The organism is Croceibacterium ferulae (assembly GCF_003660445.1).
Taxonomy (GTDB): domain Bacteria; phylum Pseudomonadota; class Alphaproteobacteria; order Sphingomonadales; family Sphingomonadaceae; genus Croceibacterium; species Croceibacterium ferulae.
The window spans coordinates 77,286-94,779 of the sequence record NZ_QZVQ01000003.1; the positions used below are offsets into that span (position 1 = coordinate 77,286).

Annotated in this window: 12 protein-coding genes; 6 read left to right on the top strand and 6 right to left on the bottom strand. The window is 68.1% G+C overall.

Annotation, left to right across the window (positions count from 1 at the left end; translation table 11 throughout):
* Positions 1 to 3: 3 nt before the first annotated feature.
* Positions 4 to 2,865 (top strand): TIM-barrel domain-containing protein, encoded by a 2,862-nt coding sequence (locus D5S08_RS03560; RefSeq protein WP_241557202.1) that lies wholly within the window; start codon positions 4 to 6, stop codon positions 2,863 to 2,865.
* A 57-nt stretch (positions 2,866 to 2,922) separates the two neighbouring features.
* Here the strand turns inward: D5S08_RS03560 and metF are convergent, their stop codons facing one another.
* On the bottom strand, positions 2,923 to 3,864 hold the full coding sequence (metF, locus tag D5S08_RS03565; protein ID WP_121115640.1) for a methylenetetrahydrofolate reductase [NAD(P)H]: 942 nt from the start codon (positions 3,862 to 3,864) through the stop codon (positions 2,923 to 2,925).
* Positions 3,865 to 3,954: 90 nt separating this feature from the next.
* Here metF and D5S08_RS03570 point away from each other — a divergent pair, with 90 nt between their 5' ends.
* Positions 3,955 to 4,941, top strand: coding sequence for an ArsR/SmtB family transcription factor (locus tag D5S08_RS03570; protein ID WP_121115642.1), 987 nt, complete (start codon positions 3,955 to 3,957; stop codon positions 4,939 to 4,941).
* Here D5S08_RS03570 and D5S08_RS03575 read toward each other — a convergent pair.
* The 3 genes from D5S08_RS03575 to D5S08_RS03585 are packed head-to-tail and all read right to left on the bottom strand — an operon-like array spanning position 4,930 to position 7,040.
* Positions 4,930 to 5,910, bottom strand: a complete 981-nt coding sequence (locus D5S08_RS03575) for a bile acid:sodium symporter family protein (protein WP_121115644.1) — start codon at positions 5,908 to 5,910, stop codon at positions 4,930 to 4,932. The two genes, D5S08_RS03570 and D5S08_RS03575, sit on opposite strands and share 12 nt — an antisense overlap.
* A 13-nt stretch (positions 5,911 to 5,923) precedes the next feature.
* Complete coding sequence (locus D5S08_RS03580; protein ID WP_121115646.1) at positions 5,924 to 6,502, bottom strand: LOG family protein; 579 nt, start codon at positions 6,500 to 6,502, stop codon at positions 5,924 to 5,926.
* Between the two features lie 4 nt (positions 6,503 to 6,506).
* Complete coding sequence (locus D5S08_RS03585) at positions 6,507 to 7,040, bottom strand: phosphoribosyltransferase (protein WP_121115648.1); 534 nt, start codon at positions 7,038 to 7,040, stop codon at positions 6,507 to 6,509.
* A 256-nt stretch (positions 7,041 to 7,296) separates the two neighbouring features.
* On the opposite strand from D5S08_RS03585, the gene D5S08_RS03590 reads away from it, so the two are divergent.
* The 3 genes from D5S08_RS03590 to pelA all read left to right on the top strand — a co-directional run bounded on the left by D5S08_RS03590 (position 7,297) and on the right by pelA (position 13,094).
* Positions 7,297 to 10,809: a TonB-dependent receptor gene (locus D5S08_RS03590; RefSeq protein WP_121115650.1), complete on the top strand. Its 3,513-nt coding sequence runs from the start codon at positions 7,297 to 7,299 to the stop codon at positions 10,807 to 10,809.
* A gap of 99 nt (positions 10,810 to 10,908) precedes the next feature.
* Complete coding sequence (locus D5S08_RS03595; protein ID WP_121115651.1) at positions 10,909 to 11,784, top strand: rhamnogalacturonan acetylesterase; 876 nt, start codon at positions 10,909 to 10,911, stop codon at positions 11,782 to 11,784.
* A gap of 17 nt (positions 11,785 to 11,801) precedes the next feature.
* The gene (gene pelA / locus D5S08_RS03600; RefSeq protein WP_241557203.1) at positions 11,802 to 13,094 is read left to right on the top strand and encodes a pectate lyase; all 1,293 of its coding nucleotides are present in this window, start codon (positions 11,802 to 11,804) and stop codon (positions 13,092 to 13,094) included.
* Here pelA and D5S08_RS03605 read toward each other — a convergent pair whose 3' ends face one another.
* On the bottom strand, positions 13,095 to 14,891 hold the full coding sequence (locus D5S08_RS03605) for a YbhB/YbcL family Raf kinase inhibitor-like protein (protein ID WP_121115653.1): 1,797 nt from the start codon (positions 14,889 to 14,891) through the stop codon (positions 13,095 to 13,097).
* A 134-nt stretch (positions 14,892 to 15,025) separates the two neighbouring features.
* Here D5S08_RS03605 and D5S08_RS03610 point away from each other — a divergent pair, with 134 nt between their 5' ends.
* Positions 15,026 to 16,642 (top strand): FAD-dependent oxidoreductase, encoded by a 1,617-nt coding sequence (locus D5S08_RS03610; protein WP_121115655.1) that lies wholly within the window; start codon positions 15,026 to 15,028, stop codon positions 16,640 to 16,642.
* Between the two features lie 3 nt (positions 16,643 to 16,645).
* Here D5S08_RS03610 and D5S08_RS03615 read toward each other — a convergent pair whose 3' ends face one another.
* Positions 16,646 to 17,461 (bottom strand): IclR family transcriptional regulator, encoded by an 816-nt coding sequence (locus D5S08_RS03615; protein ID WP_121115657.1) that lies wholly within the window; start codon positions 17,459 to 17,461, stop codon positions 16,646 to 16,648.
* Positions 17,462 to 17,494: the final 33 nt, after the last annotated feature.

Here is a 17,494-nt window from a genome sequence, read left to right on the forward strand (position 1 = left end):
CCGATGCTGCGCACCCTGACCCTCACGGCGATGGCACTGTGCCTCGCCACCCCTACCCTGGCTGCGGAGGTCGAGCGGCTGCCGCATGGCGTGATGGTCACGCCGGACAGCGGCCCGGCGCGGCAGGTACGCGTGCTGGTCTATGGCGACGGGCAGTTCCGCATCACCGCCATGCCGGCCGATGCGACCGAGCTGCCCGAGAGCCTGATGGTCATCGCCAAGCCGGTAGAAGCCTTCACCTTTGCCGAGACGGGCGATGCGGTGACCCTGCGCACCGCCGCCGGCACAGCCGAGGTGCGGCTGTCCGACGGGCATGTGCGCGTGCTGGACGCCGCCGGCAAGGAGCTGCTGAGCGAGTCCCCGCGCACGCCGTTCCAGCCGGTGACGATCGAGGGCGAGCAGTTCTTGGCGATCAGCCAGCAGTTCAACCGCGGCACGGACGAAGGCTTCTACGGCCTGGGTCAGCACCAGAACGGGCAGATGAACTACAATGGGGAGGACGTCGAACTCGCCCAGCACAACATGGACATCGCCATTCCCTTCGTGGTCTCCACCAAGGGGTACGGCCTGCTGTGGGACAATGAATCGATCACCCGCTTCGGCGATCCCCGCCCGCCGCAACTGGTCGGGGCCGATGCCGCCGATGCGCTGAAGGTGACCACGAACGGCCAGCCGGGCTGGACCGCCGAATATTACCTGGGCGATGCGCTGGCCGTGCGGCAGGTGGAACCCACCATCAATTACCAGTTCCTGCGCGACCAGGCCCGCTGGCCGGAAGCGGCCAAGGCGGCCACGGTAGCATCGGGCGAAAGCGGGCAGAACACGCAAGGCATCGCCACGCAGGAACAGCGCGTGGTGTGGACCGGCACGCTGCAGCCGGAAGCTGACGGCGTGCACAAGATGCGGCTCTACTCCTCCAGCTATGTGCGCGTGTTCGCCGATGGCAAGGAAGTGCTGAACCGCTGGCGCCAGAACTGGAATCCGTGGTTCCACAATTTCGAGCTGCCGCTGACTGCCGGCAAGCCGGTGGAGCTGCGCATCGAGTGGGAGCCCAACCAGGGCTATATCGCCCTGTTCGGCAGCGATCCGCTGGCTGATGCGGACCGCCACTCGCTGTGGCTGACCAGCGAGGCGGCGAAGGCGATCGACTACTACGTCGTCACGGGCGAGGACATGGACGGCGTGGTCGCCGGCTATCGCGACCTGACCGGCAAGGCATCGCTGATGCCGAAATGGGCCTATGGCTTCTGGCAGAGCCGCCAGCGCTACGAGACGCAGGACCAGCTTCTGGGCGTGCTGCGCGAATATCGCGAACGCCGCATTCCGATCGACAACATCGTGCTCGACTGGCGCTACTGGACCGATCCCACCTGGGGCAGCCACGAATTCGACGCCAGCCGCTTTCCCGAACCGGAGCGGATGGTGGACGAGGTCCATGCGTTGGACGGGCGGATCATGATCTCCGTCTGGCCCAAATTCTACCCGACGACCGAGAACGGCAAGGAACTGGATGCGCAGGGCTTCCTGTATCGCCGCCCGCTGGCGGCGGGGCAGAAGGACTGGGTCGGGCCGGGCTACGCCAACACCTTCTACAACCCGTATACCAAGCCCGCGCGCGACCTGTATTTCCGCCAGATCAAGGACGCCCTCGTCGACAAGGGCTTCGACGCCTGGTGGATGGATGCGGTGGAGCCGGACTGGCATTCCAACCTCTCGGTCGAGGAACGCAAGTACCAGATGGGGCCGACCGCGCGCGGGCCCGGCGCCTTCGTGTTCAACTCCTACCCGCTGATCCATGCGGAAGGCATGGCCGACAATCTGCGACTCGCGCAGCCGGACCGCCGCCCGTTCATCCTGACCCGGTCGGGCTTCGGCGGGATCCAGCGCACCAGTTCGGCCCTGTGGTCGGGCGACGTGGCGGCGCGGTGGGACGATTTGCGCGACCAGATCAGTGCAGGCGTGAACGTCTCGCTGTCGGGCGTCCCCAACTGGACGCACGATATCGGCGGCTTCTCCGTGGAGGACCGCTACACCAATGCCGACCCGGCGCATCTGGAGGAATGGCGCGATCTCAACCTGCGCTGGTTCCAGTTCGGCGCCTGGACGCCGCTGTTCCGCAGCCATGGCGAGACGCCCTATCGCGAGGTGTACGAGTTGGGGAAGGACGACCCGGCGATGTACGGCGCGATGGTCGGGCTGATCGAGCAGCGCTACCGGCTGATGCCCTACATCTACTCGGTCAGCGCCGACACCTACTGGAACGATGGCACGATCATGCGCGGGCTGGTGATGGACTTCGCCGCCGACCGGCAGGCGTGGAACGTGGACGACCAGTACATGTACGGCCCGGCCTTCCTGGTGGCGCCGGTGACCGAGCGTGGCGCGACCTCGCGGCAGGTCTATCTGCCGGCAGGCGCGGACTGGTATGACTGGCGCACCGGCGCATTCCTTCGCGGCGGACAGGCGATCACGGCCGACGCCCCGCGGGAGAGCGTGCCCGTCTATGTGCGGGCAGGCTCCATCATCCCCAGCGGCCCGGCGGTGCAGCACACGAACGAACAGCCTGACGGGCCGATCGTGCTGCACGTCTTCACCGGCGCCGACGGCAGCTTCACCTGGCACGATGATGACGGCACCAGCCACGGCTACCTGCAGGACCAGCACGCGCAGGTCCCGCTCAGCTGGAACGAGGCCAGCGGCACGCTGACCATCGGCGCGCGCCAGGGCAGCTACCCCGGCATGCCCGGCAAGCGCGCCGTCTCCGTGCGGTTCCACGGGCCGGATCGGGCAATGGCGCCCGACTTCAGCGAAAATGGCGAGCGCAGCGTCACCTACGACGGGACGGCGGTAACGGTCCGGCGGTAAGGTGCAGGATCGGCCGGCCCCCGCCTCCTGCCGGGCCGGCCGATCCGGCCTGAGTCGTCAGGCGGCGGCGAGGGCCGCCTTCTGCTCCGCCGTCGCTGCCGCCGGGCGCAGGCCCAGCAGGTGGCAGATGGCGTAAGTCAGCTCCGCCCGGTTCAACGTGTAGAAGTGGAACTGGCGCACGCCGCCGGCATACAATGCGCCGCACAGCTCCGCCGCGATGGTGGCGGCGACCAGCTGGCGGGCGGCCGGGCGTTCGTCCAGCCCTTCCAGCACGCGGTCGATCGACGGCGGAATGGTCGCGCCGCACATGCTGGAAAAGCGCCGCAGCTGGGCCACATTGGCGACCGGCAGGATGCCGGGCACGATCTCCACATCGATGCCGCGCGCGGCGGCCTGATCGCGAAAACGGAAGAAGGTGTCGGCGGAGAAGAAGAACTGGGTCAGCGCCCGGTCCGCGCCCGCATCCACCTTGCGCCACAGATTGTCGAGGTCGGCAGCCTCGTCCGCCGAATCCGGGTGGGATTCGGGATAGGCCGCGACCGACACCTCGAACGGGTGCAACCGTTTCAGGCCCGCAACCAGCGCGGCGGCATTGGCGTAGCCTTCCGCATGCGGCGCATAGGGCTGGTCATGTTCGGGCATGTCGCCGCGCAGCGCCACGATGTGGCGCACGCCGTCGTGCCAGTACTGGTCGGCGATCGCGTCCACTTCGGCCCGCGAGGCGCCCACACAGGTCAGGTGTGCGGCCGCCTTCAGCCCGGTTTCGCGGGCGATGCCCAGCACCGCCTCCTGCGTGCGGCCGCGGGTGGACCCGCCCGCGCCATAGGTGACGGACACGAAGCGCGGCCCCAGCGGCGCGAGCCCGCCGGCGGTGGCAAGCAGCGTCTGCAGCGCGGCATCGCTCTTGGGCGGGAAGAACTCGAATGACACCTCCACATCGCCGGCGGCTGCGGCAAACAGGGGGGCGGGTTGCTGGTCGGTCACAACAGGGGCACTCATGCCGCAGCTCCTTTGAGGTGCCAATATTAAAGATTGCTTATATACGCAACCCGCTTTGACGAGCGATGGCTGCGGTGTAAGGTTGAAAGCATGATTGTGGTTCCGCCGGAAGACATGTTTCGGGTGCTGGGCGACGGAATGCGCCTGCGCACGCTGGTGCTGCTGCGCAGCCTGGAACTGACCGTGGGCGAACTGGCGCAGGTACTGGGCCAGAGCCAGCCACGCATGTCGCAGCATATCAAGGGCTTGCAGGAGGCCGGGCTGGTCCGCCGGCGCAAGGAAGGCACCGCCGTGTTCCTGCGGCTGGGGCCGGCGCCGCGGGTGCAGCCGATCTTCACCTTGCTGGACAGCTGGGCCGCCACCGGCGGCGACATGCCCTGGTTCGCGGCCGACCGCGCACGCCTGAAAGCCATTCGCGCCGACCGCGCGGCAGAGGCGCAGCGTTTCTTCGAACGCAATGCCTGGCGGTGGGACGAGCTGCGCGCCCTGCATGTGCCCGAGGCCGAGGTCGACCGCGTGATCGAGCAGGCTCTGGATGAGGAGGGGCGGGGCGAGCGGCCGCTGGGCCGGCTGCTCGACATCGGTACCGGCACCGGGCGGATGCTGGAACACCTCGCCGCCCGCGCCACCTCCGCGCTGGGGGTGGACCGATCGCCCGAAATGCTGCGCTTCGCCCGCGCACGGCTGGCCGAACGCGGGATCGCGGCAGAGCTGGGCCAGGCAGACATGTATGCCCTGCCGATGGAGGACGGCGCCTTCGACACCGTGATCCTGCACCAGGTGCTGCATTACGCGCATCACCCGGAAGCCGCGATCGCGGAGGCGGCGCGGGTGCTGGCGCCGGGCGGCACGATGGTGATCGCGGACATGGCCAGTCACGAGCGGGAGGATCTGCGCCGCCGCTTCGCCCATGCGCGGCTGGGCTTCACCGACCGTGCGGTGCTGGGCTGGCTGGGTGCGCACGGGCTGGAGGCGCGCGTGGTCGCCCATCTGGCGGGCGAACTGACGATCAGCGTCTGGGCCGCCACCCGGCCGGGCGGCTCGGCGCAGCAGCTGGCCCTGCGCTCAGTCGGCTGAAGCCTCCGCCTGCCTGCCATAACGGCCGGCCAGCACCGCGCAGACCATCAGCTGCAATTGGTGGAAGATCATCACCGGCAGCAGCACGGTGCCGATCTCCGGCGCGGCGAACAGCACGCCGGCCATCGGCACGCCGGAAGCGAGGCTCTTCTTCGAACCGCAGAATTGCAGCACGATCCGGTCCTCCCGCACAAAGCCGAACAGCCGGCCGAGCAGCGCCGTCGCGCCCATCACCACGGCCAGCAGCGCCAGCGACAGCCCGGCGATCAGCAGCAGGTCGGCGGCCGAGACGCGGCCCCACAATCCTTCCACCACCGCGGCGCTGAAGGCGGCATAGACCACCAGCAGCACCGATCCGCGATCCACCACCGTCAGCATGCGTTTGCGCCGTGCCACCCAGCCGCCGATATAGGGTTGCAGCAGGTGACCCGCGACGAAGGGCAGCAGCAGCTGCACCACGATGGTCAGCACCGCGCCGCCGGAAATGCCGTCGCCCGCCCCCGGCCCGCCGATCAGCAGCGCCACCAGCAGCGGCGTCAGCACGATCCCGGCCAGGTTGGAGAACGCCGCACTGCACACCGCGCCCGCCACATTGCCGCGCGCCATGGCGGTGAAGGCGATGGAGGACTGCACCGTTGATGGCAGCAGCGTCAGGAACAGCATGCCGGTGCGCAAAGGCGGGGTCAGCACCGGCAGGGACCAGATCGCCAGACCCAGCAGCGGAAACAGCACAAATGTCACCGCCATGGTGGTCAGGTGCAACCGCCAGTGCCGCGCCCCGTCCACCACCGCCTGGCGCGAAAGGCGCGCGCCGTGCAGGAAGAACAGCAGCACGATGCCCGCATCCGCTGCGCCGCCGGTGATCGTCGCGCCGATCCCGCGCGCGGGCAGCAGGGACGCCAGCAGGACAGTGCCGACCAGCAGCACGATGAAGCCGTCGATGCGCAGACGGGTGAACAGGGCGGTCATGGGCGGGCGGCCGCTACCGGTCGCCTTCGTGCAGCCAGTGTTCGTTCGCCGGCGGCACGAAGCCGGCGATGCGGTCGATCATCGCCGCCGGGTCGCGCTCGACGATCAGCATGGCGCGGTGGCGCGGCTGCAGGAAGCCTTCGGTCACCACATCGTCGATGAACGCGCCCAGCCGCGTGTAGAAGCCGTTCACGTCCAGCAGGCCGACCGGCTTGTTGTGATAGCCCAGCTGCGACCAGCACCACGCCTCGAACATCTCCTCGAACGTGCCGATGCCGCCGGGCAGCGTCACGAAGCCGTCCGCCAGATCGGCCATCATCGCCTTGCGTTCATGCATGGTCTTGACGACGTGCAGCTGGCTGATGCCCTGGTGATCATGCTCGCGCGCGCGCAGCGCTTCGGGGATCACGCCGATCACCTCGCCGCCCGCGGCGCAGGCGGCGTCGGCGATCACGCCCATCAGGCCCACGGTCCCTCCGCCATAGACCAGCCCGATCCCGCGCCGTGCCAGCAGGGTGCCGAAATCGCGCGCGGCTTCGGCATAATGCGGATTGGCCCCGGTGGAGGAGCCGAGATAGACACAGATACGCATGCGCTCAGCCCAGCCTTTCCGGCACGGAGCGCGCCTCTTCCACGATGGACTCACGGCTGCTGACGGCTTCCCACGGGAACACGAACCAGCGCTTGTCCGTGTCCCGGTCGATCGCATCCACCCAGATGTCGGCCGTGGCGCTGCTGCGGGTGTTGGTGATCAGCGTGGCGAAGCGCAGGTTCGCCGCATCGCAGCCATTGTCGGCCAGCAGCGCACGGATATATTCGATGGTGCCGCCGGTATCGTTGATGTCGTCCACGAACAGCAGCCGCCGCCCGCTGGCGCTCATGGCCGCGATCTTGCCCAGCAGTTCGTCGGCAAAGCCCGGCACCTTGGCCGAATGGTCGATCGACAGCATCGGCACGTCCAGCTGGTGCGACACGAACACCGCCGGCACCAGCCCGCCGCGGCCGATGCCGATGATGAAGTCGGGCTGCCATCCGCTGTTCGCGACGCGGTCCGCCAGCAGGCGCACCTTGTCTAGGAAGTCGTTGTAATATTCGAGGTAGAACAGTTCGGGCTCTTCGGTGTCGCTCATGCGGGGGCAATCCTGTGGCGGGGCTTGGTGGGTCGTTATCGCAGGCCGCCCGCTGCGGCAAACGGCGCGATAGTGCACGACCGATGTCAGTTCATTCACGCAATCGATTTCACCAAAAGCTATTTTCACAGATGGTATTGTGCGCGTCTGACACCGGTGGTATCGCTATCTTCCAAGCAGATCGGACAGCCTGAAGAACGGGCACTCCGGCATAATGCGGCAGGCAACAGCCGCCGCGTGGGAGAAGGATGAGGGCATGAGGGTTCATTCTACCGAAATCACCAGTGCTGTGTGTGACACCGGTGTCCGCAGCCGTCTGGGGCTGAGCGCCAGCCTGGTGGCCTGCGCCGTCGCCTTGGCGGCAGCGCCGGTGTGGGCGCAGGAGGTTCCGCCCGCCAACGTGCCGCAGCAGCAGCCCGATGGCACGGACGTGCCGGCCGACCGCACGCTGGGCGATCAGGCCGACGCCATCGCGCCCCAGGACGGGGCGGATGCCATCGTCGTCACCGGCTACCGCGCCTCCCTGCGCAATGCGATCGCGCAGAAGCGCACCGCCAATGTGCAGATCGACGCCATCACGGCGGAGGACATCGCCGACTTCCCCGACGCCAATCTGGCCGAATCGCTGCAGCGCCTGCCGGGCGTATCCGTCGACCGCGACAATGGCGAAGGCCGGCAGATTTCCGTCCGCGGCCTGGGTGGCGATTTCAACCGCACCCGCCTGAACGGGATCGAGGCGCTGGCCACCGCCGGTTCCAACGATGCCGGCACCAGCCCCAATCGCAGCCGCGCCTTCGACTACAACACCTTCGCGTCCGAGCTGTTCAGCAGCCTGAAGGTGCAGAAGACCCCCTCCGCCGAGACGGACGAGGGTTCGCTAGGCGCCAATATCGACCTCGAAACGGGCAAGCCGTTCGATTATTCCAGCGGTGCGCTGGCCCTCTCGGTCGAGGGGAACTACCAGCAGAACTCCGGCGCGTTCTCCCCGCGCTTCGCCGGCCTTGCCTCCAAGCGCTTCATGGATGGCGACATGGGCATCCTGGTGTCCGCCGCCTACAGCAAGTCGCGCAACGAGCTGGACCAGTACCGCCGCGGGGTCGGTTCGTCCGACTACCTGTATCGCGGGGCCGATTTCGCCGGCAACGAGGCGCCGCAGCGCGGCGGCTTTGCCGCGCCGGCCGGCACCGATCTGGGCAGCGCGATCACCAATCCGCAGGTGATCGACCTGCAGACCGGATCCGACGCGGCGGCCTACGCCAATCTGTTCCCCGGCGCACCGTACAACACGCCCGGCCGGTTCGACGATTCACAGGTCCGCATTCCGGCGCTGGCCGGGCTGGAGCAGCAGAATGTGGAGAACGAGCGGCTGGGCATCACCGCCGCCTATCAATGGCAGGTGTCCGATCGCACCCGGCTGACTGTCGACGGCGTCTATTCCCGGTTCGAGAATACCAGCCGCTACAACCAGGTCTCCTCCGTCGGACTCAACCGCAACAACACCAATGCCGTGTTCAACACCGCCGGCAACAACCTGACGCCTGCGGCTGCCCGCGCGCTCTATCCCGGCCAGTGCACGCCCGCCGCGGAGACGGAGCTGGCCGCCCCGGTCGATTGCGGGCAGCAGCTCTATGGTACGACCCCGGCCTTCGGCACCGCGCTGGACGCGGCCGGGCAGACCGTAGGTTCGGTGCTGGCGCCCTCCGCCATCGTGCCGGGCGCGCTGTCGGCCAACAACCCGGCTGGCGCCAACATCTTCAGCACCAACCCCAACAACCTCGACCCTTACGACTACTACAACAACCCGAATTCGGTCGGATACATCCCCAGCAGCAACCGGCTGGCGTTCCGTGGCCAGCTGATCGGCCGGCCCGCCGTGCGCGTGCTGGAATCGGAGGTGAACAACGGCGTCGCCGAATATCTGGTGCTGCAGAATGTCGACTTCCGCTCCGCGCAGGACCAGAACAGCTACACCACGGAATTCCGGCAGGTGTCCGGCAACATCCAGCACGAATTCACCGACAATTTCCGGGCGGTGGCGATCTATGGCGAGTCCAAGTCGACCAACCGGTCACAAGGGCTGCTGGTTGAATTCAATCGCATGGATAGCCCCGGCTCGTTCATCTATGACGAGCGCGAGGGCGGCGACATGCCGGTGATCGACTTCGGCTTCGACGCAGCCGATCCAAACAACTGGGACACGGTGAAGGGCTTCTCCGCCATCCGCAACTACACGCGGGACACCACCAACAAGCTGTCGACCGCCCGGCTGGACCTGACCTGGGAAGTGGATGACATCTTCACCCTGAAGGGCGGCGTCACGCGGCGGACCTACAGCTTCTTCACCGACCAGTACGAGCGGGTGAGCGATCTGCTCAACCCCACGCTGAAGGAAGCGGGCGCCAGTGTGGCGGACGTGTCGGAGGTGATCGAGTTCGGCCAAGGGTTGAACGTGCCCGAAGGCACGGCCACCAGCTTCATCGTCCCTTCCATCGAGAAGTTCGACGAGCTGTTCGATTTTACCTGCAATTGCGTGAACGAATGGTCCGACTGGCGCATCACGCGCAAGCGCAACCGCACCGCATCCTTCGGCGTGGAGGAGGTCGATACCGGCGCCTACCTGCAGATGGACTGGGACACGGAACTGCTCGGACGGCCCTGGCGCGGCAATATCGGCGTGCGCGCGGTGCTGACCGAAGTCGAGTCACTGGGTGAGACCACCGCCGGCCGGCCGATCACCGGCAACAACGAATATACCGACTGGCTGCCGTCGCTGAACTTCGTGTACGAGCCGATCGACGATGTCGTCGTCCGCATCGCCGCTTCCAAGGTGATGGCACGCCCGCTGCTGGGCAACCTGTCGCCGTCGATCTCCTCCATCTCCGTGCCCAACTCCGGCGACAATACCGGCGGCACGCTGACCATCGGCAACCCGAAGCTCGCCCCGTTCCGGGCGACCAATGTCGATCTCAGCTTCGAATGGTATTTCGCACCGGGCGGACTGTTCTCGGTCGCGGTGTTCAACAAGGACATCGCCAGCTTCCCGCAGACGGTGAACTTCGAATCGCAGCTGTCCGACTTTGCCGATGCCGAGACGATCCAGGCGATCCGCGCGCAGTTCAGCAACCCGTTCCAGCTGGCCTATATCGACGCGAACAATCCGTTCGTCGCCCGCCAGTTCCGCGATGCGCCGGGCGGTTACGTTCGCGGCATCGAGGTCAATTTCCAGACCGACCTGGCCTTCCTGCCGGGTCTGCTGAGCAATCTCGGCGTGCAGGTGAACGGTACCTACATCGAAAGCGAGCTGACCTACATTCTCGATCCCGGGACCGCCACCGTGCCGCAGACCGTGGATCAGGCACCGTTCCTGGGCGTGTCGCCCAAGGCGGTGAACGGCACGGTGTATTACGAGACGGAACGGATGCGGCTGCGCGTGTCGGGTGCCTATCGCGAAGGCTACAGCACGACCTATCCGCTGGCCGCAGGCAGCTGTGCGCCGGGCATCACCACCAATCCGATCCCCGCCAGCCCCAATGGCGCAGTCAGCTATTGCGGTGGTCCGCTGATCAACGACTTCGTCACCAGCGCTGCCACCTTCAACCTGGATGCAGCGGCCAGCTTCCAGGTCACCGAACGCCTGTCGATCACCGCGGAAGGGTTGAACCTGACCAACCAGACCAGCAACCGCTTCGCGTACCAGGGCAACCCCGTCGTGTCGCAATATGCCAGTTCCGGGCCGATCTACCGCGTGGGTGCGCGCGTCCGGTTCTAAAGCTCTCTCCATGCCGCCGGAAGATCCTCTCCACGGCAAACCTGGCGCTGGCGGCCTCCGGCCGCCGGCGTCCTTCTCTTCCCTGACCGGAGCCATGAAATGGCGCTATCCCGCCGGCTGACCAGCCGCCTGTTTGCCGGATTGCTCGGCGGCATTCTTGCGGCCGCGCTGCCCGTGGTTCCGGCGCTCGCGCAGGCTGCATCTGCGCCGGTTGCGCGCGAGTTTCCGCGTGACATCGTACCGTCCAAGATCATCCTGGTGGGCGATTCCACCACCGCTGTCATCGGCGGCTGGGGCCCCAGCTTCTGCGCCCGGCACGTCACCTCCTTCGCCGCCTGCCTCAATCTGGCGCGCGGCGGGCGGTCGTCGCGCACCTACATGCAGGAACGGTCGTGGGAGCTGGCCCTGCACGAGGCCGAGGTGCCCGGTTACCAGCACACATGGATGCTGATCCAGTTCGGCCACAACGACCAGCCGGGCAAGACCCGCTCCACCGAGCTGGCGGAGGAATTCCCCGGCTACATCCGCCGCTATGTCGAGGATGCACGGCGCGCGGGCGCGATCCCGGTGCTGGTCACCCCGCTGACCCGGCGCATGTTCGAGAATGGCCGCCTGATCAACGATCTGGAGCCATGGGCCGAGGCCGTGCGCCGCGTGGCGGCAGAGACCGGCGCATTGCTGATCGACCTGCACGCCAGCAGCTACGCCGCGGTGCAGGCCATGGGCGAGGAGGAAGCCAATCGCTTCGCCCAGCTGCCGCCCGGCGCGCAGGCAACCCGCCAGCAGCCCGCCGCCGCAACGGAAGTGAACGTGACGCCTACCGCCGTGCCCAAGCTCTCCTTCGACCGCACGCATCTGGGCACGCGGGGCGCCGATTACTTTGCCGCGATGGTGGCTCGCCTGCTGGCAGAGGAAGTGCCCGACATGCGCGGGCTGCTGGTCCTGCAACCTGATCCGACTGCGCCCGCCCCCTGACTCCGAGGACTCCTCCCATGCGCACCCGCCTCGCCCTTGCCCTGCTGCTTGCCGTCGCCCCGCTGCCGCTGGCGGCCGAAGTGATCGGCACCATGCAGCCCGCCGCTCCGCTGACGGAGGAACGGATCGCGCAATTGCCCGCCGCCGAACAGGCAGCCTGGCGCGACTACCTCGCCCGGTCGGTCGCGGCGATGGCGCGGGACAAGGCCGTGCTGGAGGCGGAGCGCGCCGCACTGGCGGAGGCCGGGCAGCCAACTCCCGCGCCGCCGCCGGACGGCTCCACATCCGGCACGCTGCCGCTGGATCGCGATCCTGTCTGGTATGGCGGCGCGGAAGCGCGCGCGCTGGCGGACAATGTGGTCAGCTTCCAGACGCCGGCGGGTGGCTGGGGCAAGAACCAGGATCGCAGCGCACCGCCGCGTGTCGCCGGACAGCACTGGATCGGGGCCGACCTCAAGGCTGGCCCCTATGCCGCGCAAGACGGTGCCGGCGGCTGGAGCTTCGTGGGCACGCTGGATAATGATGCCACGGTGACGGAGCTGGGACTCCTGGCCCGCGTACAGGCGCAACTACCCGGTACCGACGGCGAACCCTATCGCCAGTCCTTCCGCAAAGGCATTGCATACCTGCTGGCGGCAGAGCTGCCGGGTGGCGGCTGGCCGCAGGTCTGGCCGCTGAAGGGCGGCTACCACGATGCGCTGACGCTGAACGACAATGTGCTGGTCGGCACCACCGCCCTGCTGCAGCGCGTGGCGGCGGGGAACGACGACTATGCCTTCCTCCCGGCGGATTTGCGGCAGCAGGCGGCAGCGGCAGTGGAGCGGGCGCTGGCCGTGATGCTGGACACGCAAATGGAGGCCGATGGCCGGCCGACGATCTGGGCGCAGCAATATGACGCCATCACCCGCCAGCCCGCCGGCGCGCGCAATTTCGAGCCCGTGGCGCTCTCCACCGGCGAAAGCGCCGCCATCCTGCAATTCCTGATGCGCCAGCCGGAGCCGACGCCCGCCATGCGTACCGCGATCACGGCGGGTGCCGCCTGGTTCGCCGCGCACGCGCTGCAGGACGTCGCTTGGAATGCCTCCGATCCGGAGGCCGGCCGTCTGCTGATACCCGAACCGGGCGCCGGCCCGCTATGGGCGCGGTTCTACGATCCCGTCACGCAAACGCCAATCTTCGGCGACCGGGACCGCTCGATCCACGACCGGGTGGACGAGATCAGCCGCGAACGGCGCGACGGCTACAGCTGGTACAACACCAGCGGCAATGCCGTCGCACGCGCCTACGCCCGCTGGTCCGCGCCGGGCTGATCACTCCGGCGCGCGCGGCTCCGCATAGGTGCCGACCAGCTCGCCCGTCGCCAGCACATGCCCCTGCGCCGCCGCCAGCAGCTGGTCGCGCGTGGCGCCCAGCGGCAGGTCGAGCGTGGTGTCCAGCGCCAGCAGCTGAAAGGCGTAGCGATGCGGCCGGTCGCCGCGCGGCGGACGCGGGCCGTACCAGCCCACATTGCCATTGCTGGTCGCCCCCTGCATGATCCCGTCCAGCGCGCCGCCGCTCAGCCGGTCGCGTTCGTTCAGGCCGGCGGGCAGGCTGGTCGTACCGGACGGAATGTTCCAGGCGACCCAGTGGACGAACGGCTTGGTGGCGGCGGCATCCGGATCCTCCATCACGATGGCATAGGATTGCGCGCCCGGGACCGCGCTCCAGCCCAGCGCCGGCGAAATGCCCAAGCCATATTCGCTATGATCCCGCGGGATTGCAGCGTCGGCGGCAAAGGCCGGTGATGTCACCGCCAGCTTCCCCTGCCCCGAAGCGCGCGTTTCCGGTCGCGCCAGCGCCAGCGGAACGCCGGAACCCTTCGCTGCCTGCTCCTGCATCGGCCCGGCCGGCGGCTGCAGCGGCGCGGCGCGGCCCTGCGCATCGTTGTGAGTCACGCGATACAGCACGCCATTGGCATCGTCGGAGAACAGCAGCGATCCATCGGCCAGCACGGCCATGCCCGCCAGCCGTCCATAATGGCTGGCGCCATCGGCGGCCAGGAACCCGCTGACGAAGCTCTCGATCCCCGTTGCCTGTCCGGCCTCGTCAAACCGGACGCGCACCACTTCGTAGCCGGAGGCGGGCCGGCGGTTCCAGCTACCGCGCAGCGCGACAAAGGCATCGCCCGCCACATCCGGACCGAAGCCGCCACCGGGATGGAACGCCATCTGCATGCCGGCGGAATGCGCGACATGCATCAGCACCGGATTGGTGGAGGCCGCGATCCAGTCGGCCGCCAGGATGCCGCCCGGCGGTTCGTCCTGCGGATTGCGCTGGCCGTCCTCGAACACATAGGGCCAGCCATAGCGGTTGCCGCGCTCGAGGAGGTTCAGTTCCTCGCGCTGCAGGTCGTTGCCCAGCCAGTCGATCCCCTGGTCCCAGCCCCACAGCTGCCCGGTGGTGGGGTGCCAGCCGAAGCCGATGGTGTTGCGCAGGCCGCTGGCCCAGATCTTGCGGTTGCTGCCATCCAGGTTGGCGCGCAGCAGGGCGGCATTCTCCTGGCTCGACTCGTCGCAGGCATTACAGGTGGAGCCGGCGCTGATATACAGCATGCCGTCCGGCCCGACCGCCAGCGTCCGGTTCAGGTGCTGGCCTGCATCGGGCAGGTCGTCGATCAGGGTCCTGACCGTGCCGATCCCGCCATCCGCCTGCAGCGGCGCGCGGAACACCTCCCGTGCGGTCATGAAGTAGAGCTGCCCGTCATGGATCGTCAGGCCGTGCAGACCGGGGCGGTTGACGATGATCTGCGGCTCGCCATCCGCCTTCCCGTCGCCATCCGCATCCACCAGCCGGATGATGTCCGCTTCGGACCGGCGGCTGACATAGATGCTGCCGTCAGGCGCAGGCGCGATCATGCGGATGTTGCCCAGCCCCTCGGCCCACACGCCGACCTTGTAACCATCCGGCACCGTCAGGCTGGCGGCAAAATCCGCCGGCGGCTTCAGCGGCGTGGGTTCGAAATAGTGGGCGTCGACCGGCCGCTTGTCGGCATCCTCCGGATGGCTTTGTGCGATGGCCGGGCTGGTGGCGAGCAGGCAGGCGGAGGCGAGCAGCAATGCGGCTTTCATAAGAAGGTCCCCTTTGTTGCTCATCAGAATGTTTGGCGGGCCTCCGCGGTCCCGGTGATTCATGCCGGCCGGCCGATTGCCGCCGGGGCCCGCGCTTGGCACAAGGGACCGTACAGCAGGGGACAAGACGGTTTATGGAAACGATCGGCCGCGACTTGCGCGAGATGCAGCGTACCCCCCTGGCGCCGGAGCATGTGGCGGCGATCCGCCGCGCCGGACAGGAACGGACCTGGCCCGCCGGCACCTTCCTGACGCACCCCGGCGACCCGATCGACCGCTTCGTCTATGTCGAGGAAGGCGAGATCGAGGTCGCCGACGCCTTCACCGGCGAACGGCTGGTGCCATCGACGCTGGGGCCGACGCAGTTCATGGCGGAGATCGGCTTCCTGCATGGCGGCAGCTGGTCGATGGCGATGCGCACCGCCCAGCCGACCCGCGTGGTGGAGGTGCCGCGCGCGGCGATGCTGCAGTTGATGGCACAGGTGCCGGAGATGTCCGACATCATCATCACCGTGCTCGCCGCGCGCCGCCGCCGCCAGCTGGAGGCACGCGATGCCTCGCTGGTGCTGATCGGGGAGGAGACGGACCGCAACATCCGCCGCATCGCCAGCTTCGCCAGCCGCAATCGTGTGCCCTATCTGTCCCATCCGCTGGGCAGTGCCGAGGCGGAGGCGGTCGCCACCAGCTGCGCGATCTCCGCCGACAGGCCGGCCGTGATCTTCGGGCGCGACAATGTCGTGGCGGACCCCACCCCGCAGACCGTCGCGCGCATGCTCGGCATGAACCTGGACTTCGTGGATGACGAGGAGATCGACGTGCTGATCGTCGGCGCCGGGCCGGCCGGCGTGGCGGCGGCGGTCTATGCCGGGTCCGAAGGCCTGCGTGCGCTGGTGGTGGACGAAAGCGCCATCGGCGGACAGGCCGGCACCTCCAGCCGGATCGAGAACTACATGGGTTTTCCCACCGGCATCTCCGGCGCCGACCTGGTGTGGCGGGGCGAGGTGCAGGCGATGAAGTTCGGCACCCGCTTCGCCGTGCCGATCCGGGTCGAGCGGCTGGACCGGCTGGAGGATGGCTGCTGGTGCGCCACCTTCGACAGCGGCCAGCGCGTGCGCACCGCCGCGGTGGTGGTCGCCACCGGGGTGCAATATCGCCGTCTGCCGATCGACCGGCTGGCCGATTTCGAAGGCGCCGGCATCTACTACGCCGCGACGGAGAACGAGGCGCGGTTCTGCCGGGACGGGCAGGTGGTGGTGGTCGGCGGCGGCAATTCGGCCGGACAGGCGGCGATGTTCCTCAGCCGTGTGGCCCGCAATGTGCGGCTGCTGGTGCGTGGGCAGACGCTGGCGACCTCCATGTCCAGCTACCTGTCCAGCCGGCTGGAGGCGGACCCGGCGATCACCATCGAATACGGCGCACAGGTCGCCGCGGTGCATGGCGACGAGCAGCTGGAGGCGGTGACCATCCGCCGACCGGGTACCGAGGAGCAGCTGGACAGCTGCGCCCTGTTCATCATGGTCGGCGCGGCGCCCAACACCGGCTGGCTGGAAGGGGTGGTGCAGCTGGACGACAAGGGCTTCGTGATGACCGGCGCCTGTGTGGGCAAGGACTCCCCTTACGCTACCTCCGCCGCCGGCATCTTCGCGGTGGGCGACGTGCGCGCCGGATCAGTCAAGCGCGTGGCATCGTCGGTGGGGGAGGGATCGGTTGTGATCTCGCGCGTGTGGGATCACGTGAACACGGGTCGTTGACCGTCAGGCGTCGGGCGCCGTATCGGGCGGACCACCCAGTTCCGCCGTCAGCCGGGCCGCCGCATCGCGCAGGGCCTGACCGGTCTGTTCCAGATCGGTCAGCTGCGATCCGTCGATCATCGCCAGGAACGGGATTGTCATCGCCGCGGCGAGCTGCCCGTCGAAGCCGAACACGGGATAGCTGAGATCGGTGACGCCATTGGTGCGCGCGCTCGGCTGCATCTCGAAGCCTTGCGCCCGCACGGTGTCCAGCCGTTTCAGCGCCGACCGCAGCGCCGGCCCGCTGCCCAGCAGGCCGATCAGGATCTGCTGGCGGCGCTCCGCCGGGGCGAAGGCCAGCAGCACATGGCCCGAACAGCTGACCGCCAGATCGACCGAAGTGCCCAGGCGGATGGCGAAGCCGACCGCCGCCGGGCTTTCCTGCCGATGCACTACGATCCCGCGATCCTGCGCCCGGACGACCAGGTGGCAGGACTGATTGGTCGCCGCCGCAAGGTCGAACATGACGGGCGCGGCCGCCTGCGACAGGGTCTGTGCCGGGGTCGCGCGGAACGCCACGTCCAATGCGCGATAGGTCACGCTGTACCGGTCGTTGCCCGGGTTCTTGCGCAGCCACAGCCGTCGCTCCATCACGATGATGACGCGGAACACCTCGCTGATCGACCGACCCAGCCGCGCGGCAATTTCGCTGATGGTCAGCCCGCCCTGCTCGTCAGCGAGCAGCTCGAGGATATCGAACCCCTTTTCCAGCGCGGGCGCGGAATAGGATCGTCCGCCTCCCTCCCGCTGATCGGTCCCGGCTTGCTCCGTCTTGGCCATGCCTTTGCGTAGCCTGCGCCGGCGGATTGAGCA